The organism is Cupriavidus sp. 96C5-1, from assembly GCF_057798855.1.
The window spans coordinates 1-16,508 of sequence record NZ_JBYOJU010000031.1; the positions used below are offsets into that span (position 1 = coordinate 1).

Sequence of the window (16,508 nt, forward strand, 5' to 3'; positions counted from 1 at the left end):
GCCGCTGCCTGTCGTACGGGAGCGAACACATGGTGTCGTTGTGTTGGCCGAGCCCCATCCATTCAGCATCGCCGCCGGCCGTACCCTGGCCCGCGCGATCCCGCTGCGGAACGGCAGTTTGCAGTCCCCGCCTGCGTTTGCGGGCGATCGGCGCCGGCCTGGCCCGCCCTGGCACACTCCATGCGTTTGTACCTCCCGAGCGCAGCACCGATGCTCAACCCAGCCCAAGTCCCAATCGCTCCCAGGAGAACTGCCATGACTACCCTCACCATCCAGGACCTGCCGGTCACCGAAGAACTCGACAGCCGCGCCATGCGCGCCGTGCGCGGCGGCTACGTGCCCTTCCTGCCGGTCTTCAGCGCCGTCAAGATCGACTCCACCTTCAACGCCTCGCAACTGATCGGCCAGACCCAGAACGTGGTCAACATGAACGGCAACAACGCCGCCTTCGTCGCCGACATCAAGTCGCATGTCGATTCCACCCAGAACGCCAGCAACAACATCTACTGAGCCACGGGCCGCTGCCCACCGCTGACGCTGCATCCGCCAACGACCGAATACCCGGAGAACTGCCATGAACACCACCCTGACCATCCAGGACCTGCCCGTCACCGAAGCCCTCGATAGCCGCGCCATGCGCGCGGTGCGTGGCGGCTACATGCCCTTCCTGCCCGTCTTCAGCACGGTCAAGCTCGACTCCACCTTCAACGCCTCGCAGCTGATCGGCCAGACCCAGAACGTGGTCAACATGAACGGCAACAACACGGCCTTCGCCGCCGACATCAAGTCGCATGTCGATTCGACCCAGAACGCCAGCAACAATATCTATCGTTGAACGGCGCGGTCTACGCGGAGGCGGCACCGCCACCTCCGCGGCCCTCGATCACATGAAGCAAAGCAGAGTGAATCAAAGGAGAACCATCATGTCATCCATCATCGTGCGCGATCTCGCCCTGGACAAGGAACTCGACAGCAAATCCCTGGCCACGGTGCGCGGCGGCAGCAATTCCTGGCTGCAAGGACTGGGCCCGGTGGCCAACGTCAATGTCAACGTCAACCAGAACATCGCCCAGTTGCAAAGTATCAACGTGAACACGCTGAACAACGTTGGCGTGATCGGCTCCGGCTTCGGTCCGCTGAGCATCGACGTCAACCCGTCGCAATGGGCCGCCACCCACGCAGCGGTCTGAACAACACGCACCCCGCCCCGTGGAGACCGCAGGGTCTCCACGGCAGTTGCGCGCACGCAAGGCACTGCCTCGGAGATAGAGCCCGTGGCCTATACTGGTCCGGCTGGGCTTGCCGAATGCGCGCCGCCCACCAGGCGAACGCCGGCCAAGCCGGCCTTCGCCACCAAGCAGGAGGGAGTCATGGCCATCATCGTCATCAAGGATTTGCCGGACAGCGTGGAGCTCGACAGGGAAGCCATGGCCGCGATCACAGGCGGCGCGAGAGTTCGCGCCGGCCATGCATGGCCGTTGCGCAAGCCCGGGGAAGGCCTGCGCGTCATCCGCTATCCGGAGGGCTTTCCAGGCCAGCCGCTGGCAGGCACGCAGGCGCGGCCGGCCGGGGGAACCAAGCGCAAGTAAGTACATTTCAAAGCGCACGGCAGCGAATTCACCTGCCCTCCGCGCCCGCTGCCGTATCGGCAGCGGGCGTCTGCTTTTCGAGGGGCGTGCGGGAAGCCCCTCTCCCCATGCGCGGCCCCTGCCTCACCTCGGCGCGTTGCGCTCGATCCAGGCAGCGAAGGCGCTCAGATACGTGCCCAGGAAACCGCGTGTGGATTCACTCGCGATACCCCCATGTTCATCGAGCAGCTTGTCGACGCCGCTGATATAGGCCTCCGGCTGCTGCAGCACCGGGATATTGAGGAACACCAGCGACTGGCGCAGATGGTGGTTGGCGCCAAAGCCGCCGACGGCGCCCGGCGAAGCGCTGATCACGCCGCCAGGCTTGCCATTCCAGGCACTCTGGCCGTAAGGACGCGAGCCGACGTCAATGGCGTTCTTCAGCGCGGCCGGTACCGAGCGGTTGTACTCCGGCGTGACGAACAACACGGCGTCCGCGCGGCGGATACGATCGCGGAAGGCAACCCAGGACGCGGGCGGGCTTGCGTCTTCATCCTGGTTGTACAGCGGCAACTGGCCAATCTCGACAATCTCGAGCTTGATGCCGGCGGGCGCCATCGCGGCCAGCGCCAGCGCCAGCTTGCGGCTGAAGGAGTCCTTGCGCAGGCTGCCTACCAGTACGGCTACATCACGGGGAGTACTCATCTCGGGTCCTTACTCGTTCACGTCACCAGGGAGGGTCGGAATGTGCTGCCCGGACCCGGCCGCCATGCGCAGTGCGCCACACCCGGCGGCCGGTCCAGACGTCACTCTAGTCCATCTGCGTGAAAGGTGCCGTCCGAGGCGGGCCTACAGCGCCGCAAGCGGATGCTCGCCATGCGCCCAGGGGCTGTCGAAGAAGGCGCGCACGCGTTCGCGGGTCACCTCGTCCAGGCGCGGCGGCTGCCACTTGGGTGCATGATCCTTGTCGACCGCCAGCGCGCGGATTCCCTCCACGCCGTCGCCATGGCGGAATACGCAGTACATCATGTCCAGCTCCATGCGCAGCTCGTCTTCGAGCGCCATGGTGCGGGCGCGCCGGACCTGCTCCAGCGTGACGTTCAGCATCAGCGGCGAGCGGGCGCGCAGCATGGCGGCAGTCTGCGCGGCCCAGTCGGAGCCGGCATCGCTGACCGCGGCCACGATATCGATCACCGACGCGCCGGCAAACAGGCGGTCGATCTCGCCCTGCAGCGCGGCCAGGTGGCTTTCGCCCGGCGGGCAGGCGGCGCGGTGCGCCGCGGTGGCCTCATCGATGCAGGCCAGCACGGCATCGCCGCTGCCGAACTGGCGGGCACGCAGCACGTCCACCAGTTCCGCCATCGCGTTGCCCGGCAGGTAGGCGTCGGCCAGTCCCGCATACAGCGCGTCGGCGGCATGAAGCACCGCGCCCGTCAGGCCCAGGTATTCGCCCAGGCGACCGGGCGTGCGCGACAGGAACCAGCCGCCGCCCACATCCGGGAACAGGCCGATATTGGTCTCGGGCATCGCCATCTTGGTCCGCTCGGTCACGAGCCGGCGGCGCGCGCCTTGCGAGATGCCCATGCCGCCGCCCATCACCACGCCGTCCATCAGCGCGATATAAGGCTTGGCGTAGCGGTGGATCAGGTGGTTGAGCGCGTACTCCTCGACAAAAAACTGGTCGAGCAAGGGATCCCCGGCCAACGCGGCCTTGTGGAAGAAGCGGATGTCGCCGCCGGCGCAGAAGGCCTTGCCGCCGGCACCAGCAACTACCACCGCCACGACTTCGGGCGCCGTCGCCCAGTCGTTGAGCGCCTTGGTGATGGCGCGAATCATCTCGAGCGACAGCGCGTTCAGCGCCTGGGGCCGGTTCAGCGTCAGGTAGCCGATACCGCCATGGATCTCGCTTGTGACCAGGTCAGTCATGTCTCTTTCTCCACGAATGCAACCCGCAACTTTACACCAGCCGTGCCGCGAACCGCCCCCTCGGGGCCGGGCCCGCGGCGCATCGGCCAGGGGCGGAGCGCGGCCTCCACTCAAGCCACGCGGAATGCCGACATCAGGCCGGTCAGGCGCTGCGCCTGCCCCTCCAGCGACGCGGCGGCGGCGGCGGCCTGCTCGACCAGCGCCGCGTTCTGCTGGGTCATGCCGTCCATCTGCGCCACCGCCTGGTTGACCTGGTCGATGCCGCACGACTGCTCGTCGGAAGCCGCGCTGATGCCGCCCATGATGCCGCTGACACGGCGCACCGCGCCCACCATCTCCTGCATGATCCGCCCGGCCTGGTCGACCATCTCGCCGCCGGTGCGCACGCGCGACACCGAGTCGCCGATCAGCACGCGGATCTCCTTGGAAGCGCCTGCGCAACGTTGCGACAGATCGCGCACGTCGCCTGCCACCACGGCAAAGCCACGGCCATGCTCGCCGGCGCGCGCGGCTTCCACCGCTGCGTTGAGCGCGAGGATATTGGTCTGGAACGCAATTTTCTCGATCACGTCGATGATGTCGACGATCTTGTTCGCGCTGGCATCGATGGCCTGCATGGTATCGACCACGCGGGCCACCGCCTCGCTGCCTCGCTCGGCCAGCCCGGTGGCGGCGCTGGCCAGGGTGTTGGCCTCGCGTGCGCTGTCGGCGTTCTGGCGCACCGTGCCTGTCAGTTCTTCCATGCTGGAGGCGGTCTCTTCCAGCGAGGCGGCTTGCTGCTCGGTGCGCTGCGACAGGTCGCTGTTGCCGCTGGCAATCTGCTTGCTGGCCGCGGCGATGGAATCAGCGCCGCCGCGCACCTCGCTCACCATCGCCGCCAGGCTGGCCTGCATGCGGCCGAGCATGGCAAGCATGCGGCCCGTCTCGCTGCGCTCGCTCTCCATGCGCGGCTCGCCGCCATGCTCTGTGCTCGTCGCCAGATCGCCGGCCGCGATCCGCTCGAAACGCGCGATCGCCATGTCAAGCGGCCCCACGATGGAGCGGCGCAGGCGCCAGGCCACCGCCGTGCTGAAGCACAGGCCCAGCATCAGCACGCCAAGCGACAGCGCGCGCAGGATCGTATAGCGGTCCTGCGAAGCGTGATAAACCTCCTGCGCGCCAGCGAGCTGCAGCTTGGCCAACTCGGTATTGACCGCGCTGAAGGCGATATCGAGCTTTGGAATGGTATCGAGCACGGCGCGCATCACGGCCTCGCGATCGCCCCGGTGCAAGGCCGCAATCAGCGGCGCCACGCCTTGCGTGAACAAAGCTTCGCGCTTGGCGGCTACGTCCTGCGCGACCTTGGCTTCCTGCGGCGACCGCGGCAGTGCCAGATAGGCCTTCCAGGCGGCGTCGGATTGGCGCGCAAACCCCTCTGCGGTATCAGCGCGTGCACGCGCGTAGGCGGGATCGGTGGCAAACGTCGCCTCGTCCAGCAGGACGCGCACGAGCAACTGGTTCGAACGCGCCTCGGCAAGATTGACCGCGGCGGCTAGCTGACGCTGATAGATCTGGCGCGTGGCGTCATTGCTGCGCGACATCCCCAGCCAGCCCACGGCACCGACAATCAGCAGCAGGGCATTGATGACAATGATTAAGATCCACAATCTGGTACCGATGGTCGTGTTGCGAAACATGATGGCTCCCCCGTTTGAATTTGCGCTCTGGCGGCCGTTTTCGACCGCCCCGCTATCAACGGCGCTCCACCCCGTTCCTTGACCTGAGCGCGGGGATATTCAGTACTGCAAAATGGTCAGTAATCCGAACACGGTCCGCTGCGGTCCCAAAGTGCGCATGCGTGCGCATCAGGCAACGATTCGGCGAGGCCGCACGGCCGTATAGAGGATGTCCTCCAGACAAATGCGCCGGAATCGGGCAACACTTCCCGCATGACACCGTCAACAATCGATCCCGGCCTGGTCCTGCTGGCTTTCGCGCCAGCATTCCTGCTCGCCATCGGCGCGGAAGCGCGGTACTGGTCTCGGCGCGCTCCTGCCGTCTACAGCTTGCGCGACACGGTTTCCAATGCCGCACTGGCGCTGATGCACCAGGCGTCCGACGCCTTCTTCCTGTGGCTCATGGTCCGCACGGTCTACACCTGGAGCTACCAGCATGGCCTGAAGGCGATGCCGCAGACGCTGTGGTCATTCCTGCTCCTGCTGCTATTGCAGGATTTCCTCTACTACTGGTTCCATCGCGCCAGCCATCGCGTGCGCTGGATGTGGGCCTCGCACGTCACCCATCATTCCTCCGAGGGGATGAATTTCTCCACCGCCTTCCGCCAGAGCCTGACCTACCCGCTGTCTGGCATGTGGCTGTTCTGGATGCCGCTGGCGCTGATCGGCTTCACACCCGACTGGGTGATCCTTGCGGTGGGCCTGAACCTGGCATTCCAGTTTTTTGTGCACACCCGGCTGGGCGGACGCTGGCACAGGATTGAATGGCTGTTCAATACGCCCTCGGTCCATCGCGTGCATCACGCCCGGAATCCCCAATACATCGACCGCAACTATGCGGGCGTGCTGACCGTGTGGGACCGGATGTTCGGCTCTTTCGTGCCCGAGGAGGCCCCGCCCGAATACGGTATCACCCGCCGCATCGCCAGCCATAACCCGATCACCCTCACCTTCCACGAATGGCGCGCCATGCTTGCCGACGCATGGCGCCACCGCGACCCGCGCCATCTCTGGAAGCCACCCGAGTGGCGTAATCCGCACGAGCAGACGCCCATGGAAGCACCAAGCGCCGGTGCATCGCTTGCCGCAGAGCGCAGGCGCGATGCCTGAATGCGCCTCGCACGCGTACCGCCCAACAAAAAACCGCGCACTTGGCGCGGTTTTTTGTTGGCTTGAACAGCCTGCGGCGAAAGACGCTTATGCCGTCTCGCGCGAAGCACGCTTGCGCTCGTGCTCCTTCAGGTGGCGCTTGCGCAGGCGGATGCTCTTCGGCGTGATTTCCACCAGCTCGTCATCGGCGATGAATTCCACCGCGTATTCGAGCGACATCTGGATCGGCGGCACCAGGCGCACGGCTTCGTCGGTACCCGAGGCACGCACGTTGGTCAGCTGCTTGCCCTTGATCGGGTTCACGACCAGGTCGTTGTCGCGGCTGTGGATGCCGATGATCATGCCTTCATACAGCGCATCGCCCGGCTTGACGAACATGCGGCCGCGATCCTGCAGCTTCCACAGCGCGTAGGCCACGGCATCGCCGTCGTCCTGCGAGATCAGCACGCCATTGTGGCGCTCGCCCAGGCCGCCTTCGCGCAGCGGCGCGTAGTCGTCGAAGATGTGGCTGATCAGGCCGGTGCCGCGGGTCAGCGTCAGGAACTCGCCCTGGAAGCCGATCAGGCCACGGGCCGGAACGCGGTACTCCAGGCGGGTGCGGCCCTTGCCGTCCGATGCCATGTCGAGCAGTTCACCCTTGCGGCGGCCCAGCTCTTCCATCACGCTGCCCTGGTGGCCGTCTTCGACGTCCACGGTCAGCAGTTCGTACGGCTCGTGCTTGACGCCGTCGATTTCCTTGAACACCACGCGCGGACGCGACACGGCCAGCTCGTAGCCTTCCCGGCGCATGTTTTCCAGCAGGATGGTCAGGTGCAGCTCGCCGCGGCCCGATACCTCGAAGATGGTATCGTCGCCGGTCTCCTGCACGCGCAGCGCCACGTTCGACTTCAGTTCGCGGTCCAGGCGTTCGCGCAGCTGGCGGCTGGTCACGAACTTGCCTTCGCGGCCGGCCAGCGGCGAGGTGTTGACGCAGAAGTTCATGGTCAGCGTCGGCTCGTCCACCTTCAGCATCGGCAGCGCGTCCTGCGCGTCCGGTGCGCACACGGTGCAACCGATGCCCAGTTCCTCGATGCCGTTGATCAGCACGATGTCGCCGGCTTCCGCTTCCTGCACGATTTCGCGTTCCAGGCCCTGGAACTTCAGCACCTGGTTGATGCGGCCCTTGATGGGGTTGCCTTCCGGGCCGAACTTGACCACCACGTCCTGCAGCGAGCGGGCGCGGCCACGCGAAATGCGGCCAACGCCGATCTTGCCGACGTAGCTGGAGTAATCGAGCGAGATGATTTGCAGCTGCAGCGGGCCATCCGGGTTGTCGTCGCGCACGGGCACCTTGGCCAGCACGGTCTCGAACAGCGGCTTCATGTCGCCTTCGCGCACGTCGTCGGTCAGGCCGGCATAGCCGTTCAGGCCCGAGGCGTAGATCACCGGGAAATCGAGCTGCTCGTCGGTGGCGCCCAGCTTGTCGAACAGGTCGAAAGTCTGGTTGATCACCCACTCCGGGCGCGCGCCCGGGCGGTCGACCTTGTTGATCACCACGATCGGCTTCAGGCCCAGCGCCAGCGCCTTGCGCGTGACGAAACGGGTCTGCGGCATCGGGCCTTCAACGGCGTCGACCAGCAGCAGCACGCCGTCAACCATCGACAACACGCGCTCCACCTCACCGCCGAAGTCGGCGTGGCCAGGGGTGTCGACGATATTGATATGGGTGCCGTTGTACTCGACAGCGCAATTCTTCGCGAGGATGGTGATCCCGCGTTCCTTTTCGATATCGTTGGAATCCATCACGCGCTCGACCACTTGCTGGTTGTCGCGGAAGGTGCCTGCCTGGCGCAGGAGTTGGTCGACCAGAGTGGTCTTGCCATGATCGACGTGAGCGATGATGGCGATATTGCGGATGGCGCGGGTCATTGCAGCGTCTCGCTTTGGGGCTGAGCATCAAAAGATAACCCGAAATTATAGCATGCTGCGGCGCAAAACCCGAGGCCAACGTTCGGAGCCTTCCGAGTCGCCCCGCTTGGCGAAAAAACAATTATTGCGATATCCGCAATAACAAATTGCCGTCCTTGCGATCCGACGAACGTGAACATATAGTTGCCACGACAACCATTGCAGCGACAAGCACCCAGCAGAAATGTCCGAGCAGACTCAGCCCGCCTCCGCCGAGGCCTACCCTTTCGATCCGGCCGAATACCGCATGGGCGAGAGCATTGGTTACCTGGTGGCGCGCGCCAAGAATGTGCTGTCGCACGAGGTGGAGCAGGAAGTCAACTGCCTGGATATCACTCACGCCCAGGCTACCTGCCTGATGATGCTGGCCGCCGGAAGAGGCAGTACGGTGACCGACCTGGGCCGGGAGCTCGGTACCGACATGGGCTCGGTCACGCGCCTGCTCAGCCGCATGGAAAAGCGCGGCCTGATCGAGCGCCAGCGCAGCGATGCCGACCGGCGCGTGGTCGACCTGTCGATCACCCCGGCTGGCCAGGCGCTGCTGGACGAGTTGCCCCGCATCTATTGCCGCGTGCTGAACCGGCATTTCCATGGCTTCTCCGCAACCGAACTCCAGACCTTCCGCTCCATGTTGCACCGGATCATCGGCAACAGCAGCGGGTAGCCCACCGGATACGGACACAAATACAAGAACAAACATTCAGAACACTCAGGCTCTGTCGCAGGGCACCAAGATGAACCAAGCTCTCTTCTCTTTCTCCGCCTCCGCCTTGTCGCCGCGCGTACGCGCAGCAGGCCGCCGGACCGGCACGCTGGCGCTGACGGCGCTGGCGGCCGCGGTCCTGGCCGGTTGCGCCGCCTTCGGCAACTCGCACAGCACGCAGACGGTCACCGAGCCGGCGGCGCTGGCCAGCGGCCAAAGCCTGCCCTCCCAGCACGGGCAATGGCCTTCGCTCGACTGGATCGACCAGTTCAAGGATGCGCAGTTGCGCAGCCTGGCCGACGAGGCGGTAAAGGACAGCCCCAGCCTGCAGGCCGCCTTCGCACGCGTGGAAGCGTCCCGCGCAATGGCCGACGCCACCCGCAGCGCCCTCTACCCCCATGTCGATTTCGAAGGCAGCCTGGTCCGCCAGCGCTTCTCCGAGAAAGACCTGTTCGAAGGCACGCCGCTGGCTGGCTCGTGGCAAAGCCAGTCCCGCCTGCAAGCCGGCCTCTCCTATGACTTCGACTTCTGGGGCAAGAACCGCGCGGCCCTGGAAGCCGCGCTGTCCGACGACCGCGCAGCGCAAGCCGAGAGCCAGGCCTCCCGCCTGATCCTGACGACGGCCGTGGCCCGCACCTACGCCCGCCTGGCCGCACTGTACGCGCAGCGCGACGTGGCCGAACGCGCCATCGCCCAGCGCCGCGACCTGACCAAATTGTCCGGAGACCGCTTGCGGGCCGGCCTCGATACCCAGGTGGAAACCACCCAGGCGCGCGGCACGGTGGCATCGGCGCAAACCGACCTGCTGCGCGTGGACGAAGACATCGCGCTGGCGCGCAACCAGCTCGCTGCCCTGCTAGGCAAGGGCCCGGACCGCGGCCTGGCGATCCAGCGCCCGACCCTGCTCGCGCAGGCCACGCCGCAATTGCCGGACAACCTCACCATCGACCTGCTGGGCCGCCGCCCCGACCTGGTCGCCGCGCGCTGGCGCGTGGAGGCGTCCAGCAAGGATATCCAGGTGGCGCGCGCGGAATTCCTGCCCGCGCTCACGCTCTCCGCCTTCGCCGGCTTTGCATCGCTGGACCCGTCCAACCTGCTGATGGGCGTCAGCCGCACCTTCGGCATCGGCCCCGCCCTCACCCTGCCGATCTTCGAGGGCGGCAAGCTGCGCGCCAACCTGAAGGGCAAGTATGCGCAATACGACCTCGCGGTGGCCAACTACAACCAGACGCTGGTCGACGCGCTGCGCGAAACCGCGGACGCGGTGACCAGCATCCGCAGCGTCGATACGCAGATCGTGGCCCAGCGCGAAGCGCTCGACCTGGCCGAGCGTGCTTATTCACTGTCCACCATCCGCTACAAGGCCGGACTGGGAACCCAGCTGACCGTCCTGAACGCGGAAAGCAATGTGCTGCAGCAGCGCCGCCTCGCCACCGACCTGCAAGCCCGGCGCCTGGACCTGCAGATGGGCTTGATGAAAACACTCGGCGGGGGCTACCAGGAACCGGCGGAAGACGCCAAGGGCGGCGAGCGGGCAACGCGCAAGCCGGCAGAGGCACGCGGCTGAGACACCGAGACCTCAGAACAGTACTGACAGACTGACAGCATTCCTAAAAGACGATCATGAGCGACAACAAGCAAGCGGCCCAGACTCCCGCCTCCCAGGCGGCCCCCGTCAACAACAATGGCAAGCGCAAGCGCCTGCTGGTCACGCTGACCGCTGCCGTGGTGGTGGCCGGCGTGGCGTACGGTATCTACTGGGGCCTGTACGCGCGCCACTTCGAGAGCACGGACGACGCCTATGTCGCGGGCAACGTGGTGCAGGTCACGCCGCTGGTCGGCGGCACCGTGATCTCGATCGCGGCCGACGACACGCAACTGGTCACCGCCGGCCAGCCCCTGATCCAGCTCGACCGCGCCGACTCGCAGGTCGCCCTGGAGCAGGCCGAGGCGCAACTGGCGCAAGCCGTGCGCGAAGTCCGCACGCTCTACGTCAACAACGGTTCGCTGGCAGCCAATGTGGCAATGCGCGAGGCCGACGTGGCCAAGGCGCGTGAGGATCTCAAGCGCCGCCAGGCCATTGCCGGCTCCGGCGCCGTGTCGGGCGAGGAAATCTCGCACGCCGAAACCGCGTTGAAGGCGGCCGAGTCCACCCTGCTGGCAACGCGCGAGCAACTGGCATCCAACAAGGTACTGACCGACCAGACCACGGTCGACAAGCATCCGAATGTGCAGCGTGCCGCCGCCAACCTGCGTGCCGCCTATCTGTCGTTTGCGCGTTCGACCCTGCCGGCGCCAGTGACGGGCTATGTCGCCAAGCGCTCCGTGCAGGTGGGCCAGCGTGTGGCCGCCGGCGCGCCGCTGATGGCCGTGGTGCCGCTGGACCAGGTATGGATCGACGCCAACTTCAAGGAAGTGCAGATCACGCACATGCGCATCGGCCAGCCGGTCAAGCTGGAGGCCGACCTGTACGGCTCCAAGGTGACCTACAACGGCAAGGTGGAAGGCTTCTCGGCCGGCACCGGCTCCGCCTTCTCGCTGCTGCCGGCGCAGAACGCCACCGGCAACTGGATCAAGGTGGTGCAGCGCCTGCCGGTGCGCATCGCGCTCGACCCGCAACAGCTGAAGGACCACCCGCTGCGCGTCGGCCTGTCGATGAACGTCACGGTCGATGTGCGCAAGGAAGAAGGCGCGGTGATGACCAACACCACCGTGGCACGCCCGATGCAGACCGACGTCTATGACAAGGTGGCGCAGGACGCCGATGCGCTGATCGCCCGCATCATCTCGCTGAACAATGGCGGCCGCCAGGCGGCCGAACCCATGGCAGCGCCGGTTGCAGCTCCGGCCGCCGCCAAGCCCGCCAACACCTGAGCATGGCTACCTCCCTCCCCGCGCGCGACGGCGCCGCGCCTGGCGCCCCGGCGCCGGCAGCGCGCCCCGCCGCGCCAGTGCCGCTCTCCGGCGACAAGCTGGTGATCGGCACGATCGCGCTCTCGCTCGCCACGTTCATGAACGTGCTCGACTCCTCGATCGCCAACGTATCGATCCCGGCCATTTCGGGCGACCTCGGCGTGGCGCCCAACCAGGGCACCTGGGTCATCACCTCGTTTGCCGTGGCCAACGCCATCTCGGTGCCGCTGACCGGCTGGATGACCACGCGCTTCGGGGCGGTGCGGCTGTTCATCACCTCGATCCTGCTGTTCGTGATCTCGTCGTGGCTGTGCGGCGTCGCGCCCAACCTGGAGGTGCTGCTGGCCGCGCGCGTGCTGCAGGGTGCGGTGGCCGGGCCGATGATCCCACTGTCGCAGTCGCTGCTGCTATCGAGCTACCCGCCGCAGAAGAGCACCATGGCGCTCGCGCTATGGGGCATGACCACGCTGGTGGCGCCGATCATGGGCCCGCTGCTGGGCGGCTGGATCTCGGACAATATGACCTGGCCGTGGATCTTTTATATCAACATCCCGGTAGGCCTCGGTGCCGCCTATGCAACCTGGGCGATCTACCGCGACCGCGAAACGCCCATCAAGATCCTGCCGATCGACCGGATCGGGCTGGCGCTGCTGGTGATCTGGGTCGGCTCGATGCAGTTGATGCTCGACAAGGGCAAGGAACTCGACTGGTTCCACTCGCCCGAGATCGTGGTGCTCACGGTGGTGGCCATCGTCGGCTTCCTGTTCTTCCTCGCCTGGGAGAGCTACGAGAAGCACCCGATCGTCGACATCCACCTGTTCAAAGGCCGCAACTTCAGCGCGGGGGTGGTGGCCATCTCGGTGGCCTACGGGCTGTTCTTCGGCAATCTGGTGATCCTGCCGCTCTGGCTGCAAACCGTGGTCGGCTATACCGCGACCGATGCCGGCATCGTGATGGCGCCGGTCGGGATCTTCGCCATCCTGCTGTCGCCCGTGATCGGCAAGAACCTGCCCAAGATGGATGCGCGCTGGGTGGCCACCCTGGCTTTCATGACGTTCGGCGTGGTCAGCCTGATGCGCTCGGGCTTCACGCTGCAGGTCGATACCCGCTCGCTGATGATCCCGACGCTGATCCAGGGCGCGGCGATGGCGATGTTCTTCATCCCGCTGACCTCGATCATCCTGTCGGGCCAGCCGCCGGAAAAGATCCCGTCGGCCTCGGGTGTGTCCAACTTCGTGCGGATCACCTTCGGCGCGATCGGGGCCTCGATCTCGACCACCATCTGGGAAAACCGCTCGGCGCTGCATCACGCGCAACTGGTGGAGCAGGTCAACCAATACAACCCGGCCTATGCCGAACAGCTGAATCACCTGATGCAGCTCGGCATGAGCCAGGCCCAGGCCACCGGCATGATCGAGCGCAACATCACGCAACAGGCGGCCATGCTCGGCGCCAACGACATCTTCTGGATCTCGGGTGTGCTGTTCTTCGTGCTGATCGTCTTTGTCTGGCTGACCAAGCCAAAGAAAGGCGGAGACCTGGACGCCTCCGCCGCCGGGGCGCACTGAGCGGCTGAGCGCCAGGCGCCAAGCCGGGCTCGCCCGATGGCGCCAGCCGATGCCGTTCCCGGCATCGGCAATGGCACTTACCCCGCCAGGTCGGCGGCACCCGCCTGAACCGCCAGGCGCATGGCCTGCAGGCCGCAATCGCGCTGCGGATTCGGCACCAGCAGATAGGCCCCGGACAATCGCCGGTAAGGGCCAAAGCCGAACATCTCGAACACGGGCAGCGAGCGCAGCGCGCCCGCCGGGCAGTGATCCAGGTACAGCACCGCGACGCACCGCTGCCCGCCGCCGGGACCAAGCCACGCCTGCCCGTCCAGGCGATGCAGCGAACGATCCGCGGCAGCAAGCAGCGCACCAGCCGACCAGTCCCGTGCCGCCGCCGGCAGCAAGGTGGCCAGCGCCGACACGAGCATGCGGCACTGGCCGCCATCCTGGCCATGCCCGATGCAGTGTCCGCTCAGCGCATCCACTTCGATCCGCCGCAACCAGCCCGCCCCCTGGTGTGCCAGGATATCGGCCAGGTCCTGGCATACCAGGAGATCGTGCAGCCGGCTGCGGTCCTGCCCGCCAAGTCCTCCATCCGTGCAATGCGCGTAGGCGTCGACGCGGTCCTCGTATCGCGCATTGAACAAGCGCTGCCCGGCCAGGGCCGTCCTCCGATACATCGCTATCACTCCAGCCCTCCTCTTGTCTGCGGCGCGCGGCATCGCGCACCCGGCACGCCCCGGCTCGCTCAGCCAGGCAGGATTTCATGCACCACGACTTCGACGGACTGCGCGCCACCGGGCACGGGCAAACGGACGTGCCGTCCCGCGGGCGCGCCCAGCAGCGCCATGCCGGCGGGGGACAGCACGGAGAGCTTGCCACGCCGGAAATCCGCCTCTTCGGGATGGACGATGCGCCAGACAAAGTGCTCGCGGTGCTGCGCCTCGATACAGAGGAACGGCGTGTCGAGCGTGACGGCCTGGCACAGCCGGCTGGCGGGCGCGCCAACCACGGCGCCATCGATGACGTGGCGCAGCGACTCGCGCTGCAGCGCCGCCGTTTGCCGATCTGCCGCGAGCGCGCGCAGGCGCTCGATATCTGAGGGGGTAAGGAAAACGGTCTTTCGCATGCTGACTCCCGGTGTCAATACGCGCAACGCGCTCACGCGCGTGGCAATGGCTGGCAGGTCCGCCGGATCGCTGAAACAGCAGGCGAGCAGACGCCGGCCGGTTTCGGTGATTCGGAGGACCAGGGGGAGCGGGGTTCGGCCCGGTGCGCTGCGATTGACGCACCTTCGAAAACCTCGAGAGGGGTCAGGCAGGGTACCGGGCGGTAGCGAGCGTGGCGGCTGTTGCCGCGCGAAGGAGTAAGACGAGGAGGTTCACGAAAGCCTTGCCGTCATGCCGTGCGCCTCGACACAGGGTGTGCCAATGCCGCGCCGTCAATAGATGACATTTAAACAAAGTTTCGGAGCAAAGGGAAGCCGGCGGCGCAGCGACGGTCATTTCGACCGTCAATGGTGAAAATTAGCGTGGTTTTATTGCACGTTAGGCTGAATTTAAAAGCAAAACGGCGGCCAGGCGCGCATTCCGCCACCGCGGCACGATGCCGCGATGGCGCCGGTTCTGCTACAGCTTCACCAGACGCTCAGGCCGCAGGGCGCCTTCGCGCATCCGCGCCACGCCAAGCAGGTGCTGGGGCTCGCCACCGTAGACGCGGACCAGTTCGCCTTCCGCCGGCGCCGTGCCGGCGGGCAGGTCGCGCAGCGCAATGCGCTGGCCCTGCAGGAAGCGGCTCATTGCCGCCTCGTCGAGCACGACCGGCGCACAGCGCTGCAGCAACGCATCGACCGGAGCCAGCATCGCGGGCCGCTCTTCGTCGCCGTGCTGCTCGATCTGCTCCAGCGTCACGGCGCCGGCCAGGGTCAGGTCTCCCACCGCGGTGCGGCGCAAGCCTGTCAGGTGCGCGCCGCAACCCAGCGCCTCGCCGATGTCCTCGGCCAGGGTACGGATATAGGTCCCCTTGCTGCAAGTCACGCGCATACGGAAGGCGGGCGCCTGCGGCAAGCCGCAATCCAGTAGCGTGATGTCGTGAATGGTGACGCGCCGTGCCGCACGCTCCACCGTCTGACCCGCGCGCGCGTACTCGTACAGTGGGCGGCCATCCTTCTTGAGCGCCGAATGCATCGGCGGCACCTGTTCGATTTCACCGGAAAAGCGCGCCATCGTGGCGCGCAAGGTGTCGATATCGCAAGTCACCGCGCGCTCCGCGATGGTTTCGCCTTCTGCATCGCCCGTGGCGGTCTTGATGCCCAGGCGGACGGCCGCCTCATAGGTCTTGTCGGCCTCGAGCAGATCCTGCGAGAACTTGGTGGCTTCGCCGAAGCAAAGCGGCAGCAGTCCGGTGGCGAGCGGATCGAGCGTGCCGGTATGCCCGGCCTTGAGCGCACGCAGCAGACGCTTGGCGCGCACCAGCGCGTCGTTCGACGACAGCCCGAGCGGCTTGTCGAGCAGCAGCACACCATGCACCTCGCGGCGCGGCTGCCGGGGCGGGCGATTGAGTTTGGGATCGGTCATGACGGGAGTGATGTGACGCCGGCTCGGGTTCGGAAAGCCCCGGCCAGGCGCGACAACGGCAACGACAAAGTCTCTGGGGAACAAGAAAACGGCCCGTGAAAACGGGCCGCCTTTTTAATCTTCTTTTGCGCGGGTCGAGTTAGCTTCTTTGATCAGCTTGGACATCTCGATCGCCTGCTCCACCGAGGTATCGTGGAAAAAGCGCAGCGTCGGCACGGTATGGATATGCAGCCGCTTGTAGAGCAGCGAATGCAGATAGCCGGACTTTTCGTTCAGGATGCCTTCCACTTCCGCGGCGTCGGCCGCCAGTACCGTGAAGTACACCTTGGCGTGCGCGTAGTCGGGGGTCAGCGTGACCGACTGCAGCGTGACGAGCCCCAGGCGGGGATCGCGCAGCTCACGCTGGATCATCTCGGCCAGGTCGCGCTGGATCTGGTCGGAAATCCGGAGATTACGAGAGGAGATATTGCCTTTCTTGGCCATTCAATACGCTTCTGTCG

Annotated in this window: 17 protein-coding genes; 9 read left to right on the top strand and 8 right to left on the bottom strand. The window is 66.1% G+C overall.

The window, feature by feature from the left end; all coding sequences use genetic code 11:
- The first annotated feature begins 255 nt into the window (after positions 1–255).
- The 4 genes from AC3FOF_RS28365 (at position 256) to AC3FOF_RS28380 (ending at position 1,589) form a co-directional block, all read left to right on the top strand.
- Positions 256–510 (top strand): hypothetical protein, encoded by a 255-nt coding sequence (locus AC3FOF_RS28365; protein WP_276269202.1) that lies wholly within the window; start codon positions 256–258, stop codon positions 508–510.
- Positions 511–574: 64 nt separating this feature from the next.
- Positions 575–835 (top strand): hypothetical protein, encoded by a 261-nt coding sequence (locus tag AC3FOF_RS28370; RefSeq protein WP_017226918.1) that lies wholly within the window; start codon positions 575–577, stop codon positions 833–835.
- An 88-nt stretch (positions 836–923) separates the two neighbouring features.
- Positions 924–1,190, top strand: coding sequence for a hypothetical protein (locus tag AC3FOF_RS28375; protein WP_488728495.1), 267 nt, complete (start codon positions 924–926; stop codon positions 1,188–1,190).
- Positions 1,191–1,370: 180 nt separating this feature from the next.
- The gene (locus tag AC3FOF_RS28380) at positions 1,371–1,589 is read left to right on the top strand and encodes a hypothetical protein (RefSeq protein WP_488728496.1); all 219 of its coding nucleotides are present in this window, start codon (positions 1,371–1,373) and stop codon (positions 1,587–1,589) included.
- Positions 1,590–1,712: 123 nt separating this feature from the next.
- Here the strand turns inward: AC3FOF_RS28380 and AC3FOF_RS28385 are convergent, their stop codons facing one another.
- The 3 genes from AC3FOF_RS28385 to AC3FOF_RS28395 form a co-directional block, all read right to left on the bottom strand.
- Positions 1,713–2,273, bottom strand: coding sequence for an NAD(P)H-dependent oxidoreductase (locus AC3FOF_RS28385; protein WP_017226915.1), 561 nt, complete (start codon positions 2,271–2,273; stop codon positions 1,713–1,715).
- Positions 2,274–2,417: 144 nt separating this feature from the next.
- On the bottom strand, positions 2,418–3,494 hold the full coding sequence (locus AC3FOF_RS28390) for an enoyl-CoA hydratase/isomerase family protein (protein WP_488728497.1): 1,077 nt from the start codon (positions 3,492–3,494) through the stop codon (positions 2,418–2,420).
- Between the two features lie 110 nt (positions 3,495–3,604).
- Positions 3,605–5,170, bottom strand: coding sequence for a methyl-accepting chemotaxis protein (locus tag AC3FOF_RS28395; protein ID WP_488728498.1), 1,566 nt, complete (start codon positions 5,168–5,170; stop codon positions 3,605–3,607).
- Between the two features lie 252 nt (positions 5,171–5,422).
- Here AC3FOF_RS28395 and AC3FOF_RS28400 point away from each other — a divergent pair, with 252 nt between their 5' ends.
- Positions 5,423–6,319, top strand: coding sequence for a sterol desaturase family protein (locus AC3FOF_RS28400; protein WP_488728499.1), 897 nt, complete (start codon positions 5,423–5,425; stop codon positions 6,317–6,319).
- An 87-nt stretch (positions 6,320–6,406) separates the two neighbouring features.
- Here AC3FOF_RS28400 and typA read toward each other — a convergent pair whose 3' ends face one another.
- Positions 6,407–8,227, bottom strand: a complete 1,821-nt coding sequence (typA, locus tag AC3FOF_RS28405) for a translational GTPase TypA (protein WP_017226911.1) — start codon at positions 8,225–8,227, stop codon at positions 6,407–6,409.
- Between the two features lie 223 nt (positions 8,228–8,450).
- Between typA and AC3FOF_RS28410 the strand changes: the two genes are divergently transcribed.
- The 4 genes from AC3FOF_RS28410 (at position 8,451) to AC3FOF_RS28425 (ending at position 13,450) form a co-directional block, all read left to right on the top strand.
- The gene (locus tag AC3FOF_RS28410; RefSeq protein WP_017226910.1) at positions 8,451–8,930 is read left to right on the top strand and encodes a MarR family winged helix-turn-helix transcriptional regulator; all 480 of its coding nucleotides are present in this window, start codon (positions 8,451–8,453) and stop codon (positions 8,928–8,930) included.
- 70 nt (positions 8,931–9,000) lie between these two features.
- Positions 9,001–10,536 (top strand): efflux transporter outer membrane subunit, encoded by a 1,536-nt coding sequence (locus AC3FOF_RS28415; protein WP_488728500.1) that lies wholly within the window; start codon positions 9,001–9,003, stop codon positions 10,534–10,536.
- A gap of 56 nt (positions 10,537–10,592) precedes the next feature.
- A complete protein-coding gene (locus AC3FOF_RS28420; RefSeq protein WP_017226908.1) occupies positions 10,593–11,843 on the top strand; it encodes an HlyD family secretion protein in 1,251 nt (416 codons plus the stop codon).
- Between the two features lie 2 nt (positions 11,844–11,845).
- The gene (locus tag AC3FOF_RS28425) at positions 11,846–13,450 is read left to right on the top strand and encodes a DHA2 family efflux MFS transporter permease subunit (RefSeq protein ID WP_488728501.1); all 1,605 of its coding nucleotides are present in this window, start codon (positions 11,846–11,848) and stop codon (positions 13,448–13,450) included.
- Positions 13,451–13,527: 77 nt separating this feature from the next.
- On the opposite strand, the gene AC3FOF_RS28430 is transcribed toward AC3FOF_RS28425, so the two are convergent.
- From AC3FOF_RS28430 to rbfA, 4 genes are all read right to left on the bottom strand, one after another.
- The gene (locus AC3FOF_RS28430) at positions 13,528–14,112 is read right to left on the bottom strand and encodes a hypothetical protein (RefSeq protein WP_017229854.1); all 585 of its coding nucleotides are present in this window, start codon (positions 14,110–14,112) and stop codon (positions 13,528–13,530) included.
- A gap of 68 nt (positions 14,113–14,180) precedes the next feature.
- Positions 14,181–14,561 carry a GreA/GreB family elongation factor gene (locus AC3FOF_RS28435; protein ID WP_017229855.1) on the bottom strand — a complete coding sequence of 127 codons (381 nt, stop codon included), beginning with the start codon at positions 14,559–14,561 and terminating at the stop codon, positions 14,181–14,183.
- A gap of 499 nt (positions 14,562–15,060) precedes the next feature.
- Positions 15,061–16,008 (bottom strand): tRNA pseudouridine(55) synthase TruB, encoded by a 948-nt coding sequence (truB, locus tag AC3FOF_RS28440; RefSeq protein ID WP_488728502.1) that lies wholly within the window; start codon positions 16,006–16,008, stop codon positions 15,061–15,063.
- 114 nt (positions 16,009–16,122) lie between these two features.
- On the bottom strand, positions 16,123–16,491 hold the full coding sequence (rbfA, locus tag AC3FOF_RS28445) for a 30S ribosome-binding factor RbfA (RefSeq protein ID WP_006162086.1): 369 nt from the start codon (positions 16,489–16,491) through the stop codon (positions 16,123–16,125).
- Positions 16,492–16,508: the final 17 nt, after the last annotated feature.

Excerpts from the sequence above, each read along its gene's own strand:
- AC3FOF_RS28365 (WP_276269202.1), top strand. The coding sequence starts at position 256 with ATGACTACCCTCACCATCCAGGACCTGCCGGTCACCGAAGAACTCGAC.
- AC3FOF_RS28370 (WP_017226918.1), top strand. The coding sequence starts at position 575 with ATGAACACCACCCTGACCATCCAGGACCTGCCCGTCACCGAAGCCCTC.
- AC3FOF_RS28375 (WP_488728495.1), top strand. The coding sequence starts at position 924 with ATGTCATCCATCATCGTGCGCGATCTCGCCCTGGACAAGGAACTCGAC.
- AC3FOF_RS28380 (WP_488728496.1), top strand. The coding sequence starts at position 1,371 with ATGGCCATCATCGTCATCAAGGATTTGCCGGACAGCGTGGAGCTCGAC.
- AC3FOF_RS28385 (WP_017226915.1), bottom strand. The coding sequence starts at position 2,273 with ATGAGTACTCCCCGTGATGTAGCCGTACTGGTAGGCAGCCTGCGCAAG.
- AC3FOF_RS28390 (WP_488728497.1), bottom strand. The coding sequence starts at position 3,494 with ATGACTGACCTGGTCACAAGCGAGATCCATGGCGGTATCGGCTACCTG.
- AC3FOF_RS28395 (WP_488728498.1), bottom strand. The coding sequence starts at position 5,170 with ATGTTTCGCAACACGACCATCGGTACCAGATTGTGGATCTTAATCATT.
- AC3FOF_RS28400 (WP_488728499.1), top strand. The coding sequence starts at position 5,423 with ATGACACCGTCAACAATCGATCCCGGCCTGGTCCTGCTGGCTTTCGCG.
- typA (WP_017226911.1), bottom strand. The coding sequence starts at position 8,227 with ATGACCCGCGCCATCCGCAATATCGCCATCATCGCTCACGTCGATCAT.
- AC3FOF_RS28410 (WP_017226910.1), top strand. The coding sequence starts at position 8,451 with ATGTCCGAGCAGACTCAGCCCGCCTCCGCCGAGGCCTACCCTTTCGAT.
- AC3FOF_RS28415 (WP_488728500.1), top strand. The coding sequence starts at position 9,001 with ATGAACCAAGCTCTCTTCTCTTTCTCCGCCTCCGCCTTGTCGCCGCGC.
- AC3FOF_RS28420 (WP_017226908.1), top strand. The coding sequence starts at position 10,593 with ATGAGCGACAACAAGCAAGCGGCCCAGACTCCCGCCTCCCAGGCGGCC.
- AC3FOF_RS28425 (WP_488728501.1), top strand. The coding sequence starts at position 11,846 with ATGGCTACCTCCCTCCCCGCGCGCGACGGCGCCGCGCCTGGCGCCCCG.
- AC3FOF_RS28430 (WP_017229854.1), bottom strand. The coding sequence starts at position 14,112 with ATGTATCGGAGGACGGCCCTGGCCGGGCAGCGCTTGTTCAATGCGCGA.
- AC3FOF_RS28435 (WP_017229855.1), bottom strand. The coding sequence starts at position 14,561 with ATGCGAAAGACCGTTTTCCTTACCCCCTCAGATATCGAGCGCCTGCGC.
- truB (WP_488728502.1), bottom strand. The coding sequence starts at position 16,008 with ATGACCGATCCCAAACTCAATCGCCCGCCCCGGCAGCCGCGCCGCGAG.
- rbfA (WP_006162086.1), bottom strand. The coding sequence starts at position 16,491 with ATGGCCAAGAAAGGCAATATCTCCTCTCGTAATCTCCGGATTTCCGAC.